Source organism: Blautia sp. Marseille-P3087, from assembly GCF_900120195.1.
Taxonomy (GTDB): Bacteria; Bacillota; Clostridia; order Lachnospirales; family Lachnospiraceae; genus Blautia_A.
Map to the genome: position 1 here is coordinate 1,362,439 of NZ_LT635539.1, position 21,439 is coordinate 1,383,877.

Consider the following 21,439-nt stretch of genomic DNA (forward strand, 5'->3'; position numbering starts at 1 on the left):
AGGGGCTTATATTTTCCCCTCTAACATACATACATATTATGACTGTCCCTGATCGTCAGCAGGAGCCGCTGTTTCGTCTGTATTTTCTCCTTCCTGACCGTTATCACTCTGGCCGTCACTGCCATTTTCCTCAGATGTCTGAGCTGTATTTGCTGTTGCCTTCTCAAGCGTTCCGAAAAGGTTGCTCGTTCCGTATGCCACCTGACCGGCATCCGGCTCTGTATAAGTATTTCCGGTTCCCGTCATGGAAAACATGTTGACTACAATACTTCCTGTCAGATAACCAGTAGATGTATCATAGGATGCATTCATATTATCTACGGTAAGTCTTCCTGTCTGCTCCGCAAGATATGCAACTACATCTTTGAGGTTCGCATATGTTCCGGTAAATTCCAGTGTATCCTGTGTACGGTAAAGCACCGGTGTCTGAGAAGTGCTGTCAGTCTGCGCTGCAGCTATATCAGAAGCATTCTGCAATTCCTCTGCCGCCTTGCTGTCCGTACCTTCAATCTCATCGATCTGCTCACGTGTCTGTGAATTTGCCTGTTCCGACATTGTCTCGTTTTGCTCTGCAATCTCTTCTTCTGTACTTCCGTCAATGGAAGCTACAAACTCTTTTGTCGCAATTCCGACATTTGAAATCTGCATGCCAAGAGAGTTTTCTATATTCTGAGCAAGTACGATTCCGTTTTCTTCCTTAACATCAGAAGGAAATTTTGATACATACTCGTTAATCTTATTCTGTGCATTCTCGGTTTCGCTGATATAAAAATCCCTGTTTCCTGCAAGCTCCAGAAGATTGGAAAGTCTTTCTTCGAGCGGTTTGTTGGCAGCTTCGATATTTGCTGCTTCCTCCATCTGCGGACGATATCCGAAAAACCATCCAAGTCCGAATACCGCTACACCGGAAAACATCAGTAATAATTTTTTGTCACGCATTGAAATGTTCATATCCTGTCTGCCTCCTTATTCTGCGGTAACATCCATCGGTGCCGGATTTGCATAGGTACAGATCACACTCATGGACACTGTTCCGTCATCTTCCGTTTCCAGTCCTGTCGTCGTGACTGTCGCAAGACTTTCGAAGGTACGAAGCTGTATCAGGGCATTCGCTGCTGCAGATTTACTTGAAACACGCATAGTGAAGCTGACCTGTGAACCGTCAGAACTGAATGTCTCCAGTGTGATGTCGGACGGCATCTTCTGTTCCATTTCTTCAAGAAATTCCTTCAGCCCTTCATTCGGTGTGTTGGTGTACTGGTACATATTCTGATAGTTATTAAACTGCTCCTGCGCAGTATTGTATGCATTGTAAATTTCTTCAATAGAGCTTTCCTCATCGATTCGCTGATTGAGGTAATCCTGCTGATGCTGCTGATATACACGGCTTGCCACACCTGCCACCGTCAGTGCCACACCGGCTGCCACACCAACTGCGCAGATCAGGATCGCGCCACTTAAAGAATCCTTGTTTTCTTTCTTTTTGCGGGTTACCTTTTCCATAAGGTTTACACCGGAACGTGTTGTCGCAAAAACGGATGTATAAAGATAGATTCCCTCTCCTTCCGGGAAATCCGGATATGTACAGCCGCGGATCGCGTAAAGTATTTCCACGTTCTGTCCGAGTTCGTTGGAAAGAAGACGGTTCATTCCCTTGATTCCCGCACCAAGACCGCAGATTGAAATGGAAAGAAATATCGCATCTGCATTACGGGAAGTATAATAATCCATAATTCGTGAAACGTTGCCGATCAAATAACGGAAACTCTCAGTCACTTCTGCGCGGGCATTTTCGAGCAGTTCTTCCTGCGGATCTGTTCCTTTGTAGCCTGCCCAGTTCAGCGTGTCCTGAATACAGCGCTCATCGTGCAGTACTGCCAGCGCATCCTGCTGACTCAGATCTTCACCAAACTGCGGAAAGGAACGTACCGTCTCGACCGCACTGTCGACACCATAGTTGATGTTTCGCTGCAGTGTAAGTTCTCCGTTTTTGATGATACTGATACTGGTTGAATCAAACTCAATCTTGACCAGCATATGCAATCCATCTGCAAAAGTCGTCTTTACTGCGGAATAAACACTGTCACCGGTAAATCCGATACCTGTCATATTAAGGCCTGCAACCTCTGCAAATTCACGGAGGGCAGTCGAGATCGCCGTCGGTGCCGCATAGACCATCAGATGATACTGGCGAACAGCACCTCCTGTCTCCTGTTCCTTTGATTCAATATCAATAATACTATAGGAAAGTACGTAGCCGGAAATATCAATCGGGAAATAATCCGTTGCATTTTCCTGGATAATGTTTTGAATCTTGTCTTTCTTGACAAACGGAATACGGACCTCCCTGCTGGCTATCCTTGAAGAACCTGCCGCAAAAAATACCTTTTTGGTTTTGATTCCCCGTCTGATAAGTTCTGCTTTCAGAAGCTTTCCGAGGCTTTTTGTATCACGAATCTGTCCGTCATCTACGGCTCCCTGCGGAACAGGCAGTACAAAACAGTGATAAATATGCTGGCCGCGGCTGTCAACCTCTGCCACACGAAGCTGTGCTGTATCAATTTCTATCGTCAAAATTTTCGCCATTTTCAGGTTTCCTCCGTTTATACGATTAAAATCCGAAGATTCTTTTTTATTCTGACATTCAGTTGCAAAAATATAATTTCTGAATTTTGCAGAAAGTATATTTTTATAACCGAAAGTATTTCTCTCAGTTATAAATAGCTGTTACAGACCCAGAAGGGAAAGATACCAGCCGATCCATGTATTGCCCCATAGTGCCGCCAGAAAGATTCCGGCAGAAAGATACGGTCCCATTGCCAGCATATGGCCGGCACCGCTTACCTTAATGCGGATCGTATGTACGACTGAACCAATGATACATCCAAGCAAAAATGCAAGAATGATCTGTTTCCATCCGAGGATCAGCCCGCAGGCTGCCATAAGCTTGATATCACCGCCGCCGATCGCCCTGCCGCCGCTTAACATGAACAAAATTTCCAGAAAAGCGCTGACGCAGACAGCACCGATCAGATGGGAAATCAGATTTCCCCGGTCAGATACGGTTGCTGCGATACCGATAAAAAACAGAAATACATTGATTCCAAAAGGGATTTCATATGTGCGCCAGTCGATCAGACTAAGGGTCAGCAGAGCTGACACCATTAAGCAATACAACAGGCTGACCCATGTCAGTCCGTTGACTGCACATACCAGTACATAGAAGATGCCGTTCAGCGCCTCTATGATCGGATACTGCACAGAAATCTTTGATTTACAGTTACGACATTTTCCACCCAGTACGATCCAACTGAATACCGGAACCATATCGTACCATCGAAGCTTCCTCCCACATGTCATACAGTGGGAGGGAGCCATGATGATGGACTCATGCAGCGGAAGCCTGTAAATGCAGACATTCAGAAAGCTGCCGATCACGATTCCAAATATAAAAATTATGATGTACGGAACAGAGTCAAGGAAAAGAAGCATAGGGAATTCCTTTCAGGGGGTGTGTTTGTTTAGTAAGCAGATAAATGCTGCTGATGTTTCAGTAATTTAAGCTGTTTTTATTCTCCGTCTTTTGTGGCAGCTGAAGAGTTAGCTGTTTTACTTTCCATATAAGTTTTAAAGCTTGAAGTATCTGGTCCATAATTTACAGATGTGCCACCGTCTTTGTTTACCTCAACTTCTGCTGTGATATCGGAAGCAGTACCATCACTTTTCCATTTTTTAGATTTAGTTGTAGTAGATGCCCACTTCGGAATAGCAGAATCAAGTTCAGCTTTCAGTTCCTTGGTAATACTAGAAACTGTAGTTGTTCCACTACTGGAAGACGGAATAGTAACAGTATATTTGCCTGCCGGAAGATCATTATCCGGATCTGCTGCAAATACTTTGATTACTTTTACGATTTCATCCATGTTGGAAGCATCTGCTGTTTTTCTTGATTTCTCAACATATTTTGTATACTGAGGTGCAAGAAGTCCTACCAGGATTGCAAGGATAGCGATTACGATTACAAGCTCTACAAGTGTAAAACCTTTGTTGTTTTTCTTTTTGTTAAGAAGTTTAAACATTTTTGATACATCTCCTTCGTTTATATTGTATTTCCCGTAACCCTCATTCAGCCACCGGGAAATTTATGATGAACACAGGACCCCCATGCAATTCCTGCGCCACATCCCGAAAATTATGCGGAAACTTTTAACGCGGTTCCCAATCGCAAGTGCATTACAGCGAGCCAAGACCATCATACATCGTTCTCATCGGCATAAGCACAGCGATGACCAGTGTACCGACGATCAGTGCCATAAATACGATGATCAGCGGTTCCATTGCCGCCAGCACACTCTGGGTCGTGATCTCGACTTCTTCATCGTAGTAATCCGCAAGCTTGCTGAGCATTTCTTCCATATTACCAGTCTCTTCACCGATTCCGGTCATATGATAAACCATCGGCGGAAATACTTCACTTGCCGCAAGCGGCTCTGACAGCGGAATACCTTTCATTACTTCTTCTTTTGCTTTCTGCAAAGCATTCTTATAATGAATATTGTTGATGATCTTTGACACGGTATCAAGACATTCCGTCGTAGAAATACCGGCTGCCATCAAAGTACTCATCGTCCGCGCAAATTGTGCGCAGGCACTTTTGACAGTCAACTTGCCAAAGAGCGGGATCTTCATCTTGATGTAGTCAATTTTCAGTCTTCCCTGCTCTGTCCCATAGATCAGCCTGTAAATAATAACCACCGCTGCAACTACCGCAAGGATCACATACCAGTGACTGGCCGTCCATTTGCTGACATTCATAACGCCCATCGTCAGCGCCGGCATCTCGATATCGAGATCTGCAAACATATCAATAAAAATCGGGATTACGTACAAAAGCATGACCGCAATAACACCGATAACCGCACAGATCAGAATGATCGGATAAATCGTCGCCTTACGGATCGTCGCCTTTAGCTTCGCTTCCTTCTCAAAATGCGTTGCCATTCGGTTAAATGACATTTCCAGACTACCGGAGGACTCACCTGCCGCCACCATATTGACCAGCATCGGCGGAAAGATATCCGGAATCGCTGCCATGGAATCTGCCAGTGTATTACCTTTTTCGACATTGACCAGTACATCGGCGATTGCCTTTTTGAGCCATTTGTTCTCTGTCTGCTCTGTCATCATCTGCAGAGCTTCTTTCATGGGAACACCCGCCTGAGTGATACTGACGAACTGGCGGCAGAACACACTTAAGTCTCGAGGCTTGACTTTCTTGCCGATGGAAAAATCAATGTCTTTATTTAAAGTTCCCTGTTCTTTGATCTCAACAGGAAAGAGTCCGTCTTTTTTTAGCTGCTGTGAAACCGCATCACGGTTTTCCGCGTCCATTCTGCCACGTTTTTCTTTGCCTTTTTCATTGACGGCAACATAAGTATAACCGGGCATCTGCTCAGTCCTTTCTGTTAAATCTCAAAATTCACCTTACGGTTCATCGCAACCGGATCCTGCGCGTAAGTCACTACCGCTTCCTCGCCGATCTCGCCCTTCATAAAGAGATCATACAGGGCATCGTCCATTGTGATCATACCTGCTCTGCGGCTTGTCTGCATGACAGACGGAATCTGGAAAGTCTTACCCTCACGGATCAGATTACGGATTGCATTGTTTGCAAACAATACTTCCAGTGCTGCTACCCTGCCACCCTGCTCCTTCCGGATGAGCTGCTGGGAAACCACGCATTCGAGGACTGCCGCAAGCTGGATACGGATCTGCTGCTGCTGATCCGGCGGAAATACATCGATGATTCGGTCGATGGTTTTGTCCGCTCCGATCGTATGCAGTGTCGAAAATACAAGATGTCCTGTCTCTGCTGCTGTGATCGCAGTCGAAATGGTCTCAAGATCTCTCATCTCTCCGACCAGAATAACATCCGGATCTTCACGGAGTGCCGCACGGAGCGCTGCTCCATAGCTTCCGGAATCACTTCCGATCTCACGCTGGTTGACAATCGATTTATCATGCCGGTGAAGATACTCGATTGGATCTTCCAACGTAATAATGTGATAAGGATAACTCTGGTTAATTACATGAAGCAGGGATGCCAGAGTCGTGGATTTGCCGCTTCCGGTAGGTCCTGTAACAAGGACCAGCCCCCTCTTACGGTTCGTGACATCTACTACTTCTTTTGGGATACCGAGGTTTTCGGGCTCGGGAATCTCGAACGGAAGGCATCGCATAACGGATGCCAGCGTGCCTCTCTGCTGAAAAACATTGACACGAAAACGTCCCACCCCAGCTATGGCGTAGGCAAAGTCTGTCTGACCATCGCGCTTTAACTCTTCTCTGTGCCGCTCTTCCATAATCGGAAGAAGAAGCTCTTCCAGAGTGTCGGGCATCAGCCTTTCACCCTCGATAGCACTTAAGACACCATCGATACGGTAACATGGCGGTTTGCCCACAGTGAAGTGGACGTCAGACGCATTTTCTTCTATGGATCTCTGTAAAAGATCTTTCAGATCATACATGAATTACTACCTGATTTCTATAATTTTTCAGTTCATACTGCATTTCTCTGTGCAGATGAATTATTGCTGTTCATTCTGCCCACAATAACGATACATCTTATTCTTCGTAAGAAGCCTTCAGCATTTCGCCGATAGAAGTAACTCCCTCGAGTACATAGCGGATGCCATTCTCACGAAGTGTATGCATGCCGTTCTTCTTGGCTGCTGCAATCATTTCCTCAGTCGTTGCATCGTCTGCGATCAGCTTACGCATCTCTTCATTGACCTCCATGATCTCAAATACACCGGTTCTTCCGAAATAGCCTGTATTATTACAGAGTTTGCAGCCACCCGGCTCATAAATCTCAACTTCTTCTGCAAGAGAACGTTTCAGAATAAGTTTTTCTTTATCTGTTGCAGGGTGTTTTTTACGGCAGTGCGGACAGAGCTTACGGACAAGTCTCTGTGCAATGACACCGATGATCGCATCAGAAATCAGATAACGGGCAACTCCCATATCAGCCATACGGTTCAGCGTACCGACTGCATTGTTGGTATGCATGGTCGAAACAACCAGGTGACCGGTGATGGAAGCCTGTACTGCAATCGAAGCAGTCTCCTGATCTCGAATCTCACCGATCATAATGATATCCGGATCCTGACGCAGGATGGAACGAAGCGCTGATGCAAAAGTCAGATCAACTTTGTTGTTTACCTGAATCTGGTTGATACCCTCAAGGTCTGCCTCGACAGGATCTTCAACCGTTACGATATTGACAGCTTCTTTATTTAAGGCACTGAGTGCTGTATACAATGTCGTAGATTTACCACTTCCAGTAGGTCCGGTAACAAACATGATTCCATACGGCTTTGCAAGCATGTGTTGCAGAGTTGCCATCTCTTTCTGATCCAGACCGAGTTCTTTAATATCTCTGGTCAGATTCAGTTTCGAAGAGATACGCATAACAATCTTCTCGCCGTGAACAGTCGGAATCGAAGAAATACGGATATCGTATTCCCGGCGGTCAACCATAACGGACATACGTCCGTCCTGCGGCTTTCTTTTTTCCGAAATGTCCATCCCGCCCATAATCTTGATACGGGTGGAGATTGCCGGAAGGAGACTGTTGTCATAGACCATTTTTTCATAGAGAGCACCGTCAATACGGTAACGCACACGAACTTTTGTCTCCAACGCTTCGATATGAATATCGCTGGCTCTCTGTCGTACCGCCTGCTCGATCAGGGAACGTACCAACTGTACGATCGGGGCATCACTGACATCGGTCTCTGCTGCCTCTTCCACATTTCCACGAAGCTGCTCTCGTTCACGTGTAAATCGTCTCGCAGCATCCATGTTTTCGGACGCACCATAGCAGCGGTCGATTGCCGCCAGTATGTCACGCGGTGTCGCAATATATGGTTCCACCTGCAGGTTCGTGACGATTGAAATATCATCGATTGCTGCCATGTCCATCGGATCAGCCATCGCAAGATGCAGAATATTCGCATTGTACGGGTCAAGTTCAAAAGGAATACACTGGTATTTTTTAAGAAGGTTGACACTGACCAGGCTACGGACTTCCTTCGGAATCGTCACGCCGGTAAGCTCGATCATCTTAAGTCCGAGCTGTGTCTGAAGCGCCCTGGCAATCATTTCTTCGGTGATGAAGCCATTCTCTACAAGAACTTCACCGATCTTTTTGCCGGTTCCTTTCTGCAGTTCCAGTGCTTTTTTCAATTTTTCTTCGGTAAGAACGTCCTGCCTGATGAGCAGATCACCAAGCCTCATTCTCTCTCGTCTTAATGCCACAATGTCATCTCTTTCGTTTTTTTATTCAACATAAAGTACTTTATGTCACAATTAGCCTATTGGAAAATAAATATGCTAAATTTACCATGACTTACATTTCATGTCAATAAATCGTATTTATTTGAACTAAAATTGCATGAAATTTCACATTTATGTAGAATATTTTCCTACCTAATATTAAAACTGACCTTTTGGATAGTCCATAGTTCCAGGTGGCAGCCCAAATCAGGCCGTCTGGATAGTCTATATGATGGTAAGTACAATACGAGGTAACCACATCTCCGGCCTGTCGTTGACTCTTATAATAGTATCTACTATACAAGGTAACCAAATCTCAGGCTGTCCATGACTCTTATAATAGCTTCTGCTATACAAGGTAACCAAATTCAAGCCTGTCGTTGACTCTTATAATAGTATCTACTGTCTCGGCCCACAAAATTAAGTTAAACAAATACCCCTGACCATAGTAAGTTGGAATAGAGTCCACAAAATCTCAATAAATCGGATGACTTATATCGTAGCAAGTGTATTTCAAGGCATTGCAAACACTAAAATTGGATGACTTATATTGTAGTAAGTCTATTCCGAGGCATTGCAAACACTAAAATTGGATGCTTCAAGCATAAGCAACTTCCATCAGAGTCAACGGAAACCCCAGAATCCGTTGATTCCAGTTTTAGTAAGTGCAACGCATGTCAACAACTCTCACCGAAAATTCATTCTTAATGCAAAAAGAGAAGCCTTTTCAGGCCTCTCCTCTGTAAACTTATGAATCATCATGACTTCTTATCGTTTCTTATAATGATAGATCAATAATCCTGCTACTGCCAGAACTGCTGCCGCAATAATCCAGATAAACGGATTCTGGTACCAGTGGCTGGATGTGCTTCTGACATCCTGTCCGGAAGCCTGACGGCTCTCGGCATCTGTCGCATCCTGTGCAGCTTCTGTATTTTCTTTTTCCGGTTCAACTGTCGCTGTTATTTCCGGTGTCTCAGTCGACCCGGTAGCTGCGGTCGACACCGGGGTCTCTGTCGGCTCAGTTGTTACGGTCGGCGCCGGGGTCTCTGTCGGCTCAGTTGTTGCGGTCGGTGCCGGTGTCTCTGTCGCTTTCGGTGTTACCGTTACCTTCGGTGTCGCGGTCGCTTTCGGTGTGGTTGCCGTCGCTGATTTTTCCGTTGTTTTCGAAGCTGCTGCCACTCCTGAATCCTCGACCGGCTCTGCGCCGACTGCATTTTCTGTTGCCGCTCCTGCATCAACTGCCTCTTCTGTCACCGGTTCAGCATCAACGCTTTCTTTCTGCGCTTCCGGATGTTCTTTCAGCCATTCTTCTGTCTTCTCCAGATCCATCCAACCCTCAGTTCCATCTACCGTTGTCACACCCCAGTAACTACCATCAACCATTTCGGCATCTTCAGTAATATGAAGTATTTCGCCATTCTCGATATCACGCACACCCGGAACCTCACCGTATTTCTCTCCCGGTCCCTGATAAAGCTTCTGCGTGCCTTCTTCTGCATAAGCTTTTACATCATAATCCGCACTATAATTTACATGATCCTTTCCTGCAATATACAGTTCTGAGTCAATGGCTTCCTTCCGGGACTGCGCCGGACGGCATTCATCCAGCGGTGCATAACCTTTCATCTTGTGATATTCTGTATATCCCCAGGTCCGGTTATTCTCTTTATCTTCAACCTCTCCTGTAATATGAAGTGCTGTACCATTTGGTATCTGCTCATCATTCAACTTCGTCGAATCAAAATCCGGCTGTGAATAAAAATCAATTCCTCCTGCCTTTGATTCCACGATCATATAATAGTCTGTGCTGTAATCCGGTTCTGTCTTACCTGTCTGCACGTCTGCCATGACATTGACGCTCATAAACAGTCCCACCAAAATGACCAGAAGACTTTTTGCCAGTTTCTTCATTTTGTTTTCTCCCCTTCACTCCATACATCTTCCGTATTTTTCTTAAAGTTATATCTTTTTGAAATCCTGAACTTATCATATCACAGACACAGCACAATGATAATCCTTTTTTGTCATAAAAAAGAAATAAAAAACTGATGTTTTTCGACACAAAAAAAGAGCTGCCACCACTCAGATTCTTTACATCCGTATAGCAACAGCTCTTAATAAACAAATAAAATAGGTAGGGTGACAATCCTACATCTCTTTTAAGACCCATATGGCGCGACGGCTGCCTGTTCCGTCCTCAGATTTTATTTGTTTATATTCTTATATGTTTATTATATTCTATTCTCCCTGAAAGTCAAATATTTTTATCTGGTAAATATTTCCATGCACGTCCTTTATCGATGTAATGAGATAATTGTGCATCCATTAAAGGATACATTGTTCTATATGAGAGCTTCCCATCTCCCGAAATTCTCACTGCGACTGAGATATGTGCCGAAAACTCTTTAATGAACGAAATACTATCGTCTTTGGGATGAATACTTATATAATCCGGTTTTTGAATAATCTCTGGAATCTTTTCAAAACATTCTTGATATTCTACATCAGACATAAAATCATTCTTATGACGTTCTGTATGCGCAACACGATTAGCCCAGAAAATTATTTCCTGCTTTGCTGAAATGATATCCGTCAAGTCTGGTCTTTTCTTTAATATAAATTCAGCAACTTCAGAACTTAGTTTTCCCAGAGAGACACATTTTATATCTTTTGTAAATATTTCTTTATTCAGTTTTGAAACTGTAAGCATTTATTCTATACCTTATACTTGTAGCAGTTCATTTTGTTCTATGTTTACTATAGCATATTTCTATTTATAATTTAAACAAATCTCTCCCTGAAATACAACGACCCCGGAGGATTCTCCGAGGTCATTGCGTTTATCATGGCATTTCAAATAAAGCCTGTTTTATTATTTGTACAGTGGTCCGTAGTTCTTGCATGCACGGAAGTCTGCACCTTCTTTATCCATTCCGAATGCATTCCATGCTGCCGGACGATAGATATCTTTTTCCGGTACGTTGTGCATGGATACCGGGATACGAAGCATAGAGCACATTGTGATCAGGTCAGCTCCGATATGTCCGTAGGAGATAGCACCGTGGTTAGCTCCCCAGTTGTTCATTACATCATAAGCTGTTTTGAACGGTCCCTCTTTGCCATCGCATCTTGGAGCGAACCATGTACACGGCCATGTGTAGTCTGTACGTTTCCAGAGTTTGTCAGATACTTCTGCCGGAAGAGCTACTGTCCATCCTTCAGCGATCTGCAGAACCGGTCCAAGTCCTTTTACAAGGTTCAGACGGATCATTGTTGCAGGCATCTGAGCTTTTGTTTCATAACGGCTGGAGTATCCGCCTCCACGGAAGTATCCGTTGTCGGCCATACACCATTCTGTGTTATCCATGATTGCTTTCTGGTCTTCTTCTGTGATATCCCACCACTGTTTCATAACAGCATTGCCGTTTTCGTCTTTTGCTTCGCCGTTAGCGTCGAGGCATGCAGCACCGGAGTTGATCAGGTGAAGGAATCCGCCAGCTTCTTTAGCTACGCCTTCAAGGTCATATCCTGTAGCTTTCTTAACAGCCTCCGGGCTCCAGTATGTACGAACGTCAGCGAAGATCTGAGCTCTGTTTGTGAGGAGTTTCATGAACATCATTCCAAGACCATTGAGAACATCGTTCTCTGTAGCGAGGATGTATGGCTCACGAGCTCCGTTCCAGTCGAAGGATGTGTTCAGCATAGCTTCTGCGAAGTCACCGTTCGGATAGAAGTCTGTCCACTGTCTCTGTCCCTGGAAACCAGCTGCCAGAGCATTGTGTCCGATTGCTTCTTCGGAGAATGCCGGGTCAAGGTTATCGCAGCCGTTCATCAGCTCTTTGATGATAACTGCCATCTTAACTACGAATTCAAACTGCTCTTCTTTCTTTTCTGGAGAGAACTGCAGTTCTTCTGGGTTTTTATCCCAACCGATCTTACATGTTTCTTTAGCCCATTTGAGAGCTTTTTCGAATTCTGCATGATCGTAGATACCTTCTGTCATACGACGGATGATTTCTACCTCATCAACGGATTCAACACGCATTCCAAGATAGGATTCGATGAAATCGGAATCAATGATAGATCCGCCGATACCCATTGTAACGGAACCGATCTGCAGATAGGATTTTCCTCTCATGGATGCTGCTGCAACTGCTGCGCGGCCGAATCTCAGTAATTTTTCTTTAACGTCATCCGGGATAGATGTGTCATCAGCTTCCTGAACATCATGTCCGTAGATACCGAATGCCGGAAGTCCCTTCTGTGCATGTGTAGCAAGAACGGATGCAAGATAAACTGCTCCAGGTCTTTCAGTACCGTTGAATCCCCATACAGCTTTGATTGTCTGCGGATCCATATCCATTGTTTCTGCGCCATAGCACCAGCAAGGTGTAACTGTAAGTGTGATGTCTACGCCTGCTTTACGGAATTTATCAGCACATGCTGCGCTTTCACCAACACGTCCGATTGTGGTATCAGCAATAACAACCTGAACCGGTTCTCCGTTAGAATATTTTAAATTTTCTTCGAAAAGCTTTGCAGCGGACTTAGCCATGTTCATTGTCTGCTCTTCAAGAGATCCTCTTACGTCAAGGGCTCCTCTACGACCATCGATGGTTGGTCTGATACCGATAACCGGATAGCTGCCTACTAATCTGCTCTTTGCCATGATTGATTACCTCCATTTAATTTATGAAATAGATTGTTTTCAAGAAGTTTTCACTAAAAAACTTCATTGTTTCCTATATTTCATAGTATACAATTGCCAAAGCAGAATTACTTGTGATATAATAGCAAAAAACAGTACAATATTCACTTTTTTTAATTATTTTGTAAAAAATCTATAAACTCAGCACAGGGAGGAACTTATTTTGCACGATCTTGACCGTAACGAAGCCCGTCTCAGAGGAACTTATGACTTTCCTTTTGAATTTCACCATATTGAATCGAACCATCCTCGCTATGTCATGTCTTACCACTGGCATGTCGAATATGAAATCATCCGAATCCTGAAAGGTTCGCTCACCGTCACTTTAAACGAAAAAAGCTTCATCGCGATGCCGGGGGATATCATTTTTGTGCACAGCGGCATCCTGCACAGCGGGATTCCTGATGATTGTGTCTACCAGTGTATTGTCTTTGACGGTAACTTCTTTTTGAAAAACAACTCGGCCTGTGCCGGATATATACAGAAAATCCTGCACCAGGAAATCATGATCTATCATCACTTTTCACCGAAGCATCCAGATATCTGTGATGTTGTAAACAGTCTTTTTGATGCGCTCTGGAAAAAGCCTGTCGGCTACGAAATGACCGTGATTGGACAATTTTACCACTTTTTCGGCCTTGTTTTTGGTAATCATTACTATCTTGAAAGTGTCACACGTACAAGGCGGGATTACAAGAGAATCCTGCAGCTCAAACAGGTCCTGGATTTCATCGAACACAACTATGCTTCTCCGCTTACTTTGCAGCAGCTTTCTGCTTCTGTGTCGATGTCGCCGAAGTATTTCTGCAGATTCTTTTCGGAAATGACACATCAGACACCAATGGATTATCTGAATCACCAGCGAATCGAACATGCATGTTACCAGCTCTCCACTACAGATGATTCGATCACAGAAATTGCCTACCGCAACGGTTTTAACGATCTCAGTTATTTTATTCGGACTTTTAAGAAATATAAGGGAATCACTCCCGGAAAATATAAGAAAGCATAATCAGCGGACGCGCCACCGGTGCCTCCTCGATATGCAATGCAAAAAAGGGACCCCCGAAGGGGTCCTTTTAAAGTATTTCATTCAGTACAGATAATCCATATTCGGCAAGGCTGTGGTCTTCTTCACCGGTTCCACCGCTGATACCCAGGCCCCCGATAATCGTATCTCCAACTTTGAGCGGAACACCGCCTCCAAAGATTACGATCTTACCGTTATCCATCTTGTCTACACCATAGAATGTTCCACCCGGCTGTGCAAGTACACTTAGCTCCTGCGTGGACATCTTGACTGCAACAGAAGTATATGCTTTCTTGGTTGCCACATCAAAGCTTACCAGAAAAGCTCCATCCATCACGTGTACAGCAATCGGATTTCCATCCGGTCCACAGACTGCGATTACGGCCTTTTTGCCGCGGCGCTCTGCTTCCTGTTCAATCTTCTCGATCAGGCGTTTCGCGCTGTCCAGAGAAATTCTTCCCTGAATCCCCATTTTTCTGAGTACTTCCTGAATGACAGTCTCATTTACTGTACCTGTCTGATTTGTTTCCATGGTTCTGACCTCATCTTTTCCACCGTGCACAGCAATTTCTGCTGATTTTTCCACAACAGCAGATGCTTTTCCACTGTTTTTTGCATCGGCATATCTGGCAAGTGTATAAAGATAATCTGCCAGACGGTTCATATATTTTTTGGCCCCGTTATCTGCACCAAATTTGACACTAACTGCAGCCAGTGCTCTCTCCGCGCGTCGTGCCACAGTTCTTGCCACATCTATCTCCGCCGACAGACGGCACTGCCCCGGAAGACGCATCTCCATACTGTGGGGAAAAAGTTCCTCAAGACGGGAGATTTCTTCTTCCAGGAGCTCTGTTTTGTCATCGTCTACCTTATATTCTCTGTTAAAAGGATCTGCCACTCCATCCATGATCATAAGCAAGGTCATCTGCACCTTCTCGAGCATACGGATCGTGTCCGTTTCATCGATCATCGTCTTGACAAGACCCAGATAGCTATTCAATTCATCAAGGTCCCCAAACAGCCGAACGCGGTCATCAGACTTTGAGACATTTTTTGTGTGGACAAGATTTGTTGTCCCCTTATCTCCATTTTTGCTGTAAATGTTCATTCCGGCATCTCCTGCTCACCCGGTCCTTAGAAAGACCAGAGTTTTTTGTAAATCTTCATAATATCCTCTTTTGTCGGGATTCTCGGATTGTTTGTTGTGCATGCATCCGCAAGCGCTGCATCTGCCATCTTGTCGATTGCTCCGAAATATTCATCCGGGCTGATCGTTCCGATTTCCTGAATCGTCATCGGGATATTCATTTCTTTCTGCATAAACTGAATCCAGTTTACGAGAGAACGTACGCTCATCACCTGATTATAATTGCTCAGTCCCAGGATATGTGCGACGGATGCATATCTTTCTACGGAAGGAAGATATGTCTTCTGACTTCTGCTTCGTTTGTTGATATTCGCATTAAATTCTACAATGTGCGGCAGAAGCATTGCATTTGCACGTCCATGAGGAATATGGAACTGTGCACCGAGCTGATGCGCCATACTGTGTGTGATTCCGAGGCCTGCTGTATTGAAAGAAAGACCTGCCAGACAGGATGCTACATGCATTTTCTGTCTTGCGTGCATATCACTTCCGTCAAGATAAGCTCTCAGGAGGAATACGCCACAGATTTCCATTGCTTTTTCAGCAAGTGCTGCTGAAAATTCATTATGATCGGTACTTACATAAGATTCCAGTGCATGTGTAAATACGTCCATACCTGTGTCAGCTGTGATAGCCGGAGGTACGCTTTTTACTAATTCTGCATCGAGAATTGCCTCATCTGCTGTCAGACTTGGTGAAATAAGTGGATATTTTACCTTGGCTTCGGTGTCGTTTACGACTGCAAAGGATGTAACCTCTGAACCTGTTCCGCTTGTTGTAGGAACGGCAATCAGACCAACGTCGCTGTAATGGTTGATCTTCAGTGCAAACTCACGAATTGCCTTGGAGGAATCGATAGCAGATCCACCGCCTACTGCAATAACTGCTTCCGGCTGATAGCTTAAAAATTTCTTAACACCGTCTGCCACCTTATCTACTGGCGCATCCGGAACTACATTACTGAAAATGTCGTACTCAATGCCGCCCTTTGCCAAAGGCTCTGTAATCAGGTCAATCATTTTGCTCTGCACTACAAAAGGATCCGTAATGATGAGTACTCTCTTGTATGGTATCTCTCTCAGACGATCCAGAGCGTTGTCTCCAAAATGAATGACAGTTTTCATTCCAAAGGTCTTCATATCTGTTGCTCCTTTTCTATGACTGCATACCCGGATAACGGCACTCCACGCCTTCATCGGCAAAATGTGCCAGCCATTTATCTGATGGCTTCCGATCGGTCACAATCACATCTATATCCCGCAGTTTTCCCGCAACGGAAAATGCGGTCTGATCAAATTTTGTACTGTCTACTACCAGAATCTTCTCACGGCCGGATGCGATCATTGCCTTCTTGGTTGTTCCAAATGCTTCCTGCGACTCCATGATTCCCCATTCATGATCCAGCGCTTTGCAGGAGATAATTACCTTATCTACAAAATAGGATCGGATTGCTTCCTCAGTTCTGGAACCGAGGAAAGCAAGATATCCTTCTTTCATAACACCACCGGTGGAAATAATATTCCAGCCGGAAACATCTGATAATTCAAGAAGGATCTCCATGGAATTTGTGATCACGGTCAGGCGTTCTTTTTCTTTGAGCGCTTTGGCAACAAAAACTGCCGTCGTACTCGCATCAAGGAAAATATGGTCGCCTTCTTTTACAAGGGAGGCTGCAAGTTCAGCCATCTTCTGTTTACCGCTTACATTCTGGTTCTTTCGAATATTAAAGGGCAAGTCAATACTTACATCCTCTTTTATGACAGCACCACCGTAACTTTTGGTTGCAAGTCCTTCTTTTTCGAGCTTGTCCAGATCACGGCGGATTGTTTCTTCAGAAACTTCATACAGTTGGCTGAGTTCACTTACAACGACTCTTTTTTCTGTCTGTAATTTCTCAAGAATTAAATTCCGTCTTTCTAATGCCAGCATTTACTTTGCCCCCTTTTGAGAACATTTATTTTAATTAAAGAATAGAATCGATCATTCTCTGATCCGGATGAGCGATTACTGAGGAATCCAGATACATTCCCTTGGATGCAACGAGATTCTTAGCTTTCTCAATAGAAGCTTCTACTGCAGAAACCTCACCGGTAAGAAGCATGTAGGATTTTCCACACATACCTTTTGCAATACGTAATTCGATAACGTCTACGATTGCTGTTTTTGCTGCCTGGTCTGCTGCTTCGATGATAGATGCAGCATCATATGTCTCAAGGATACCCAGAGCACTGATTCCTTCAATCTGAGTTGTTCCGTACATAGCCGGGAACAGGGACTCATGAGGATTACCAAGTACAAAGCTGTCGATACATTTGTCCTCGTAAGTAGTTACTGCTGCGTCAACAGCGGCTTTTACTGCACTTAAATCGCCTGTGATAATTGCAATATATTTGCCCGGACATACGGTCTGTGCCTCGACAATCTCGACCTCAGATGTCTTTACCATGGCATCTGCTGCTGTGATACCTGTGGCAGTCGTTTTAAATTCAATCATTCCGATTGCTTTACTCATTTTCTGCACGTCCTTTCTACTTTGCTGCAATTATGATGTGGCGGTCTGTTACTTCTGTTACTTTACCGGAGATACTTGCATGGATGCTTACGCTTAATCCGTCAGCATGCTGCGCGATCATCTGGCCTTTTGTTACCATATCGCCTGTCTTCACAATTGCCTGTGCCGGTGCGCCGATATGCTGGCTTAAAAGGATCTTAACCTTGGATGCCGGAACAACGTTCTCGTCCATCGGTGCGTCCTTATCATATTTGGTCAGTCCCAAACGTGCCATCAGTCGTTCTTCCGGAACCTTACGATATTCTCTTGAAGGCTGTACCGGAACCGGCTGTACTCCCTGAGGAGGTCTGATACCTGCTTTACGAAGTCCGCCCTTCATATCTGCGAGAAGTGTTCTCGGAGCAAGACTCTGTGGGCATGCATACATCTCACATACACCGCAGGAACTGCAGAATGCGGAATCGATATATGGATTCACATCTCTGAAATCACCAGCAGATGCTGCTCTCATAAAGCGGGCCGGATCGATCGGATGTCCGAGGTTATGTCTCGGGCAGAGGTCCGTACAGGTGTTACACTGGCAGCAGATAGATGCTGCACGTTTTAAATCGATTGCAGATGTTCTCTGTTTCTTCATAACGATCTGATGATCTCTTGGAAGAACCAGAACTGCGTTTGTTGTTTTGGTAACCGGATCTGAACCGTTACCGATGCGTCCCATCATCGGGCCGCCTACAAAGTAAACAGGATCTTTGGTTGTAATGTTACCGGCCTGTGCTACTACTTCATCCAAAGTACAGCCCAGCGGAACTTTTACTGTTACCGGATTTTCAACTTCTGCTACAACAGAAACATATTTTTCTGTAACAGGCTTCTGTGCTTCCATTGCCTGATATACGTTATAAATAGTCTCTACGTTGAATACAATGACGCCCTGCTCAATCGGCAGTCCGCCAGGTCTGCAGACACGTCCGGTAGCTTCATAGATCAGCACAACTTCGTCACCCATCGGGTACACTTCATCAAGAAGATGAATCTTCAGACCAGGGAATTCTTCAATGTTCTGCTGCAGTGCTTTGATCGTCTGTACATATGATTTCTTGATTCCGATGATTGCCTGTGAAGCACCAACGGTCTCCATAACCATGTGGAATGTCTTCATGATCTCATATGCATGCTTCTCAAGTAACTGTCTGTGAAGTTTCAGCAATGGTTCACATTCTGCACAGTTCAGAAGAATTGTGTCAGCCTTGTCTGTAAGCTTGGCATATGACGGGAATCCGGCACCACCTGCACCTACAACACCATTGTCCTGCATAATTTTCTGTAAATCTTTGATTTCCATGGCGTTACTCCAATCCTGCACCATCATCGACGATACCGACTATTGCCGCATCGATCGGTGCTGTTTCTTCGCCGCAGCCGATTCTGGCCGCGCTTCCTTGTGCCACCAACACATATTCCCCGATACCTGCACCGATGATATCGATTGCAACGATCTGGGATAAGTCAGTTTTCATATGATGCACCGGCTCCACGATCATGAATTTCTGTCCTATCAACTTGTCACTTTTACGAGTGGAAACAATACTTCCAACTACTTTACCTACTATCATGTGTGTGCCTCCGCATTATCATTTAACCCCTAATGCCGGTGACTTTCGCCACCGGCTGATTCAGAGGGATATTATTTTATGATGGTAACTGTATTGCCTGTGGCAATCTTTGCTGCATTTGCTTCATCTGTATCAATGTGCATTTCCAGTGTAAAGCTGTCGTCTACACGGATAGCAACCTGATTAAAGATAGTTCCACGCTCGTTATCTGCCTTAACAGAAACGATATCGCCGTTTTTGACACCGGCTGCCTGCGCATCTGCCGGAGACATGTGAATGTGACGCATAGCCACGATACATCCCTCTTTCAGATAGATGGCGCCTTTCGGTCCGACGATTGCGATCGGTGCACTTCCTGCAATATCACCGGACATACGAACCGGAACATTCATGCCGAGTTTGATGGCATCTGTAGCAGATACCTCAACCTGTGTGGCACTGCGGACAGGTCCGAGAACGCGAACATTCTCGATCGCACGAAGTTTCAGGCCGATGATGGTAACAGTTTCGTTTGATGCAAACTGTCCGCCCATCAGGTCTTTTTTCTTTGTAAGCTGATAACCTGGTCCAAATAATGTTTCTACGTGTTCCTGTGTCAGATGAACATGTCTTGCAGATACTCCGATTGGAACCATGAAGCCGTTTCCTTTTTCTTCATTCTGATTAATGGCATCGATAACCATTTTTGTAATCAGTTCAATGTTTTTTGATTCCAAGAATACACCTGCTTTCTTCCATTTACCGGAATAAATTTATGTAATAAAATTATTTCAGAACCGGAAGAATTTTTTCTACGTCTGTGTGTGGTCTCGGGATTACGTGTGTAGCTACGAGCTCACCAAGTCTGGATGCTGCTGCGCTTCCGCTTTCTACTGCAGATTTAACAGCTCCTACATCTCCACGAACCATAACTGTTACCAGTCCGGATCCGATTTTTTCTGTTCCAACAAGTGCTACGTTAGCTGCTTTGCACATCTGGTCTGCTGCTTCGATTGCTGCTGTAAGTCCTCTGGTTTCTACCATTCCTAAAGCTTCCTGTGTCATGATTTTTTCCTCCTTGTGGATAAAATGAAAATTGATTATTTATTGTCTGGTTTTGTTTCGTCTGTTTTTTTCTTCCAACGGCTTGCACTTAACTCCACGAGTTTGACAATTTCCTCGTGTGGTCGTGCAATCACTGCATAACTCGCCGGTTTCTTAATAGCGTTTGCAACAGCAGCTTCAACGGCTTCGTTGACTGCTGATACATCGCCTTCTACAATAAGAGTGACAAGTCGTCCGCCCAGCTTACGTTCCCATGACGCCAGCTCAACGTCTGCAGTTTTGCACATGATATCGAGCGCATTGATCGCCGCTACGACACCAGTGATCTCTATAAAACCATATGCTTTACTCATGAGCGAACTCCTTTAATGCTGGATGCATTATTTTATTGTAGGAAGAATTTTTTCTACATCATTGTGTGGTCTCGGAATTACGTGTGTTGCAACAAGCTCACCAAGTCTGGATGCTGCTGCGCTGCCGCTCTCTACTGCTGCTTTAACTGCTCCGACATCACCGCGAACCATAACTGTTACCAGTCCGGATCCGATTTTCTCTGTTCCTACCAGTGCTACTTCTGCTGCTTTTGTCATTGCATCTGCTGCTTCGATTGCTGCTGTCAGTCCTCTGGTCTCTACCATTCCTAAAGCTTCCTGTGCCATTGTTTCTTCCTCCTGAATCATTGTTTATACTTGTTCAAATATTCATACCGGGATATCAGCCATCAGCTTTTATCCAGGGCGCTGATTTTCAGCATCTTTACCGTATCCTCTGTCGGATTTGGTATTACGTAGTGCTGCACTACACCAGTTCTCCGGTTTGCTTCTGCCATTCCTGCTTCCACAGCGGCGGTAACGTCCTCGACGCTTCCGCGGAATTTGATGCATACCAGAAGCGGTACTGGCAGGCTGTCTGCGTTTGCAGGCTTGTTCTTGTCGAACACCTCCAGGCGGACATTTGCCGCCTTACAACCGGCATCTGCCGCTACAAAGGCTGTCGCCAGCCCGAACACTTCCAAAATTCCTACAGCTTCTGCCATTTTGCC

General features: G+C 44.8%; 22 protein-coding genes. 1 reads left to right on the forward strand and 21 read right to left on the reverse strand.

The window, feature by feature from the left end; all coding sequences use genetic code 11:
* Positions 1 to 36: 36 nt before the first annotated feature.
* The 10 genes from BQ7344_RS06545 to BQ7344_RS06590 all read right to left on the reverse strand — a co-directional run bounded on the left by BQ7344_RS06545 (position 37) and on the right by BQ7344_RS06590 (position 13,009).
* Positions 37 to 951 (reverse strand): hypothetical protein, encoded by a 915-nt coding sequence (locus BQ7344_RS06545; RefSeq protein WP_072521927.1) that lies wholly within the window; start codon positions 949 to 951, stop codon positions 37 to 39.
* 15 nt (positions 952 to 966) lie between these two features.
* A complete protein-coding gene (locus BQ7344_RS06550) occupies positions 967 to 2,586 on the reverse strand; it encodes a type IV pilus biogenesis protein PilM (protein ID WP_072521928.1) in 1,620 nt (539 codons plus the stop codon).
* A 141-nt stretch (positions 2,587 to 2,727) separates the two neighbouring features.
* Positions 2,728 to 3,492, reverse strand: coding sequence for a prepilin peptidase (locus tag BQ7344_RS06555; protein WP_072521929.1), 765 nt, complete (start codon positions 3,490 to 3,492; stop codon positions 2,728 to 2,730).
* A 77-nt stretch (positions 3,493 to 3,569) separates the two neighbouring features.
* Complete coding sequence (locus BQ7344_RS06560; RefSeq protein WP_072521930.1) at positions 3,570 to 4,079, reverse strand: type II secretion system protein; 510 nt, start codon at positions 4,077 to 4,079, stop codon at positions 3,570 to 3,572.
* 154 nt (positions 4,080 to 4,233) lie between these two features.
* Positions 4,234 to 5,448, reverse strand: coding sequence for a type II secretion system F family protein (locus BQ7344_RS06565; protein ID WP_072521931.1), 1,215 nt, complete (start codon positions 5,446 to 5,448; stop codon positions 4,234 to 4,236).
* Between the two features lie 17 nt (positions 5,449 to 5,465).
* Positions 5,466 to 6,527, reverse strand: a complete 1,062-nt coding sequence (locus tag BQ7344_RS06570) for a type IV pilus twitching motility protein PilT (RefSeq protein ID WP_072521932.1) — start codon at positions 6,525 to 6,527, stop codon at positions 5,466 to 5,468.
* 97 nt (positions 6,528 to 6,624) lie between these two features.
* Entirely contained in the window at positions 6,625 to 8,298 is a 1,674-nt protein-coding gene (locus BQ7344_RS06575; RefSeq protein WP_334292790.1) for a GspE/PulE family protein, read from the reverse strand.
* Positions 8,299 to 9,105: 807 nt separating this feature from the next.
* The gene (locus BQ7344_RS06580; RefSeq protein WP_072521934.1) at positions 9,106 to 10,251 is read right to left on the reverse strand and encodes a hypothetical protein; all 1,146 of its coding nucleotides are present in this window, start codon (positions 10,249 to 10,251) and stop codon (positions 9,106 to 9,108) included.
* A 343-nt stretch (positions 10,252 to 10,594) separates the two neighbouring features.
* Complete coding sequence (locus tag BQ7344_RS06585; protein WP_072521935.1) at positions 10,595 to 11,050, reverse strand: PBECR3 domain-containing polyvalent protein; 456 nt, start codon at positions 11,048 to 11,050, stop codon at positions 10,595 to 10,597.
* A 162-nt stretch (positions 11,051 to 11,212) separates the two neighbouring features.
* A complete protein-coding gene (locus BQ7344_RS06590; protein WP_015542048.1) occupies positions 11,213 to 13,009 on the reverse strand; it encodes an L-fucose isomerase in 1,797 nt (598 codons plus the stop codon).
* Between the two features lie 202 nt (positions 13,010 to 13,211).
* On the opposite strand from BQ7344_RS06590, the gene BQ7344_RS06595 reads away from it, so the two are divergent.
* Positions 13,212 to 14,060, forward strand: coding sequence for a helix-turn-helix transcriptional regulator (locus BQ7344_RS06595; RefSeq protein WP_072521936.1), 849 nt, complete (start codon positions 13,212 to 13,214; stop codon positions 14,058 to 14,060).
* 67 nt (positions 14,061 to 14,127) lie between these two features.
* Here BQ7344_RS06595 and BQ7344_RS06600 read toward each other — a convergent pair whose 3' ends face one another.
* The 11 genes from BQ7344_RS06600 to BQ7344_RS06650 form a co-directional block, all read right to left on the reverse strand.
* Positions 14,128 to 15,186 carry a cob(I)yrinic acid a,c-diamide adenosyltransferase gene (locus tag BQ7344_RS06600; RefSeq protein ID WP_072521937.1) on the reverse strand — a complete coding sequence of 353 codons (1,059 nt, stop codon included), beginning with the start codon at positions 15,184 to 15,186 and terminating at the stop codon, positions 14,128 to 14,130.
* Between the two features lie 26 nt (positions 15,187 to 15,212).
* Entirely contained in the window at positions 15,213 to 16,364 is a 1,152-nt protein-coding gene (locus BQ7344_RS06605) for a 1-propanol dehydrogenase PduQ (RefSeq protein ID WP_072521938.1), read from the reverse strand.
* 16 nt (positions 16,365 to 16,380) lie between these two features.
* Positions 16,381 to 17,154 carry a DeoR/GlpR family DNA-binding transcription regulator gene (locus BQ7344_RS06610; protein ID WP_072521939.1) on the reverse strand — a complete coding sequence of 258 codons (774 nt, stop codon included), beginning with the start codon at positions 17,152 to 17,154 and terminating at the stop codon, positions 16,381 to 16,383.
* Positions 17,155 to 17,188: 34 nt separating this feature from the next.
* The gene (locus BQ7344_RS06615) at positions 17,189 to 17,737 is read right to left on the reverse strand and encodes a BMC domain-containing protein (RefSeq protein WP_015542044.1); all 549 of its coding nucleotides are present in this window, start codon (positions 17,735 to 17,737) and stop codon (positions 17,189 to 17,191) included.
* A 16-nt stretch (positions 17,738 to 17,753) separates the two neighbouring features.
* Complete coding sequence (locus BQ7344_RS06620; RefSeq protein WP_072521940.1) at positions 17,754 to 19,082, reverse strand: 4Fe-4S dicluster domain-containing protein; 1,329 nt, start codon at positions 19,080 to 19,082, stop codon at positions 17,754 to 17,756.
* A 4-nt stretch (positions 19,083 to 19,086) separates the two neighbouring features.
* The gene (locus BQ7344_RS06625; protein WP_015542042.1) at positions 19,087 to 19,353 is read right to left on the reverse strand and encodes a EutN/CcmL family microcompartment protein; all 267 of its coding nucleotides are present in this window, start codon (positions 19,351 to 19,353) and stop codon (positions 19,087 to 19,089) included.
* 71 nt (positions 19,354 to 19,424) lie between these two features.
* Positions 19,425 to 20,036 carry a phosphate propanoyltransferase gene (locus BQ7344_RS06630; protein ID WP_408609891.1) on the reverse strand — a complete coding sequence of 204 codons (612 nt, stop codon included), beginning with the start codon at positions 20,034 to 20,036 and terminating at the stop codon, positions 19,425 to 19,427.
* Between the two features lie 82 nt (positions 20,037 to 20,118).
* On the reverse strand, positions 20,119 to 20,397 hold the full coding sequence (locus BQ7344_RS06635; protein ID WP_005427721.1) for a BMC domain-containing protein: 279 nt from the start codon (positions 20,395 to 20,397) through the stop codon (positions 20,119 to 20,121).
* A 35-nt stretch (positions 20,398 to 20,432) separates the two neighbouring features.
* Entirely contained in the window at positions 20,433 to 20,750 is a 318-nt protein-coding gene (locus BQ7344_RS06640; RefSeq protein WP_072521942.1) for a BMC domain-containing protein, read from the reverse strand.
* 27 nt (positions 20,751 to 20,777) lie between these two features.
* Positions 20,778 to 21,056, reverse strand: coding sequence for a BMC domain-containing protein (locus BQ7344_RS06645; protein ID WP_015542040.1), 279 nt, complete (start codon positions 21,054 to 21,056; stop codon positions 20,778 to 20,780).
* Positions 21,057 to 21,118: 62 nt separating this feature from the next.
* The gene (locus BQ7344_RS06650; RefSeq protein WP_005427726.1) at positions 21,119 to 21,433 is read right to left on the reverse strand and encodes a BMC domain-containing protein; all 315 of its coding nucleotides are present in this window, start codon (positions 21,431 to 21,433) and stop codon (positions 21,119 to 21,121) included.
* Positions 21,434 to 21,439: the final 6 nt, after the last annotated feature.

Bases quoted from the DNA above. Each gene is read 5' to 3' on its own strand.
- BQ7344_RS06545 (WP_072521927.1), bottom strand. From the start codon at position 951: ATGAACATTTCAATGCGTGACAAAAAATTATTACTGATGTTTTCCGGT.
- BQ7344_RS06550 (WP_072521928.1), bottom strand. From the start codon at position 2,586: ATGGCGAAAATTTTGACGATAGAAATTGATACAGCACAGCTTCGTGTG.
- BQ7344_RS06555 (WP_072521929.1), bottom strand. From the start codon at position 3,492: ATGCTTCTTTTCCTTGACTCTGTTCCGTACATCATAATTTTTATATTT.
- BQ7344_RS06560 (WP_072521930.1), bottom strand. From the start codon at position 4,079: ATGTTTAAACTTCTTAACAAAAAGAAAAACAACAAAGGTTTTACACTT.
- BQ7344_RS06565 (WP_072521931.1), bottom strand. From the start codon at position 5,448: ATGCCCGGTTATACTTATGTTGCCGTCAATGAAAAAGGCAAAGAAAAA.
- BQ7344_RS06570 (WP_072521932.1), bottom strand. From the start codon at position 6,527: ATGTATGATCTGAAAGATCTTTTACAGAGATCCATAGAAGAAAATGCG.
- BQ7344_RS06575 (WP_334292790.1), bottom strand. From the start codon at position 8,298: ATGAGGCTTGGTGATCTGCTCATCAGGCAGGACGTTCTTACCGAAGAA.
- BQ7344_RS06580 (WP_072521934.1), bottom strand. From the start codon at position 10,251: ATGAAGAAACTGGCAAAAAGTCTTCTGGTCATTTTGGTGGGACTGTTT.
- BQ7344_RS06585 (WP_072521935.1), bottom strand. From the start codon at position 11,050: ATGCTTACAGTTTCAAAACTGAATAAAGAAATATTTACAAAAGATATA.
- BQ7344_RS06590 (WP_015542048.1), bottom strand. From the start codon at position 13,009: ATGGCAAAGAGCAGATTAGTAGGCAGCTATCCGGTTATCGGTATCAGA.
- BQ7344_RS06600 (WP_072521937.1), bottom strand. From the start codon at position 15,186: ATGAACATTTACAGCAAAAATGGAGATAAGGGGACAACAAATCTTGTC.
- BQ7344_RS06605 (WP_072521938.1), bottom strand. From the start codon at position 16,364: ATGAAGACCTTTGGAATGAAAACTGTCATTCATTTTGGAGACAACGCT.
- BQ7344_RS06610 (WP_072521939.1), bottom strand. From the start codon at position 17,154: ATGCTGGCATTAGAAAGACGGAATTTAATTCTTGAGAAATTACAGACA.
- BQ7344_RS06615 (WP_015542044.1), bottom strand. From the start codon at position 17,737: ATGAGTAAAGCAATCGGAATGATTGAATTTAAAACGACTGCCACAGGT.
- BQ7344_RS06620 (WP_072521940.1), bottom strand. From the start codon at position 19,082: ATGGAAATCAAAGATTTACAGAAAATTATGCAGGACAATGGTGTTGTA.
- BQ7344_RS06625 (WP_015542042.1), bottom strand. From the start codon at position 19,353: ATGATAGTAGGTAAAGTAGTTGGAAGTATTGTTTCCACTCGTAAAAGT.
- BQ7344_RS06630 (WP_408609891.1), bottom strand. From the start codon at position 20,036: ATGGTTATCGATGCCATTAATCAGAATGAAGAAAAAGGAAACGGCTTC.
- BQ7344_RS06635 (WP_005427721.1), bottom strand. From the start codon at position 20,397: ATGACACAGGAAGCTTTAGGAATGGTAGAAACCAGAGGACTTACAGCA.
- BQ7344_RS06640 (WP_072521942.1), bottom strand. From the start codon at position 20,750: ATGAGTAAAGCATATGGTTTTATAGAGATCACTGGTGTCGTAGCGGCG.
- BQ7344_RS06645 (WP_015542040.1), bottom strand. From the start codon at position 21,056: ATGGCACAGGAAGCTTTAGGAATGGTAGAGACCAGAGGACTGACAGCA.
- BQ7344_RS06650 (WP_005427726.1), bottom strand. From the start codon at position 21,433: ATGGCAGAAGCTGTAGGAATTTTGGAAGTGTTCGGGCTGGCGACAGCC.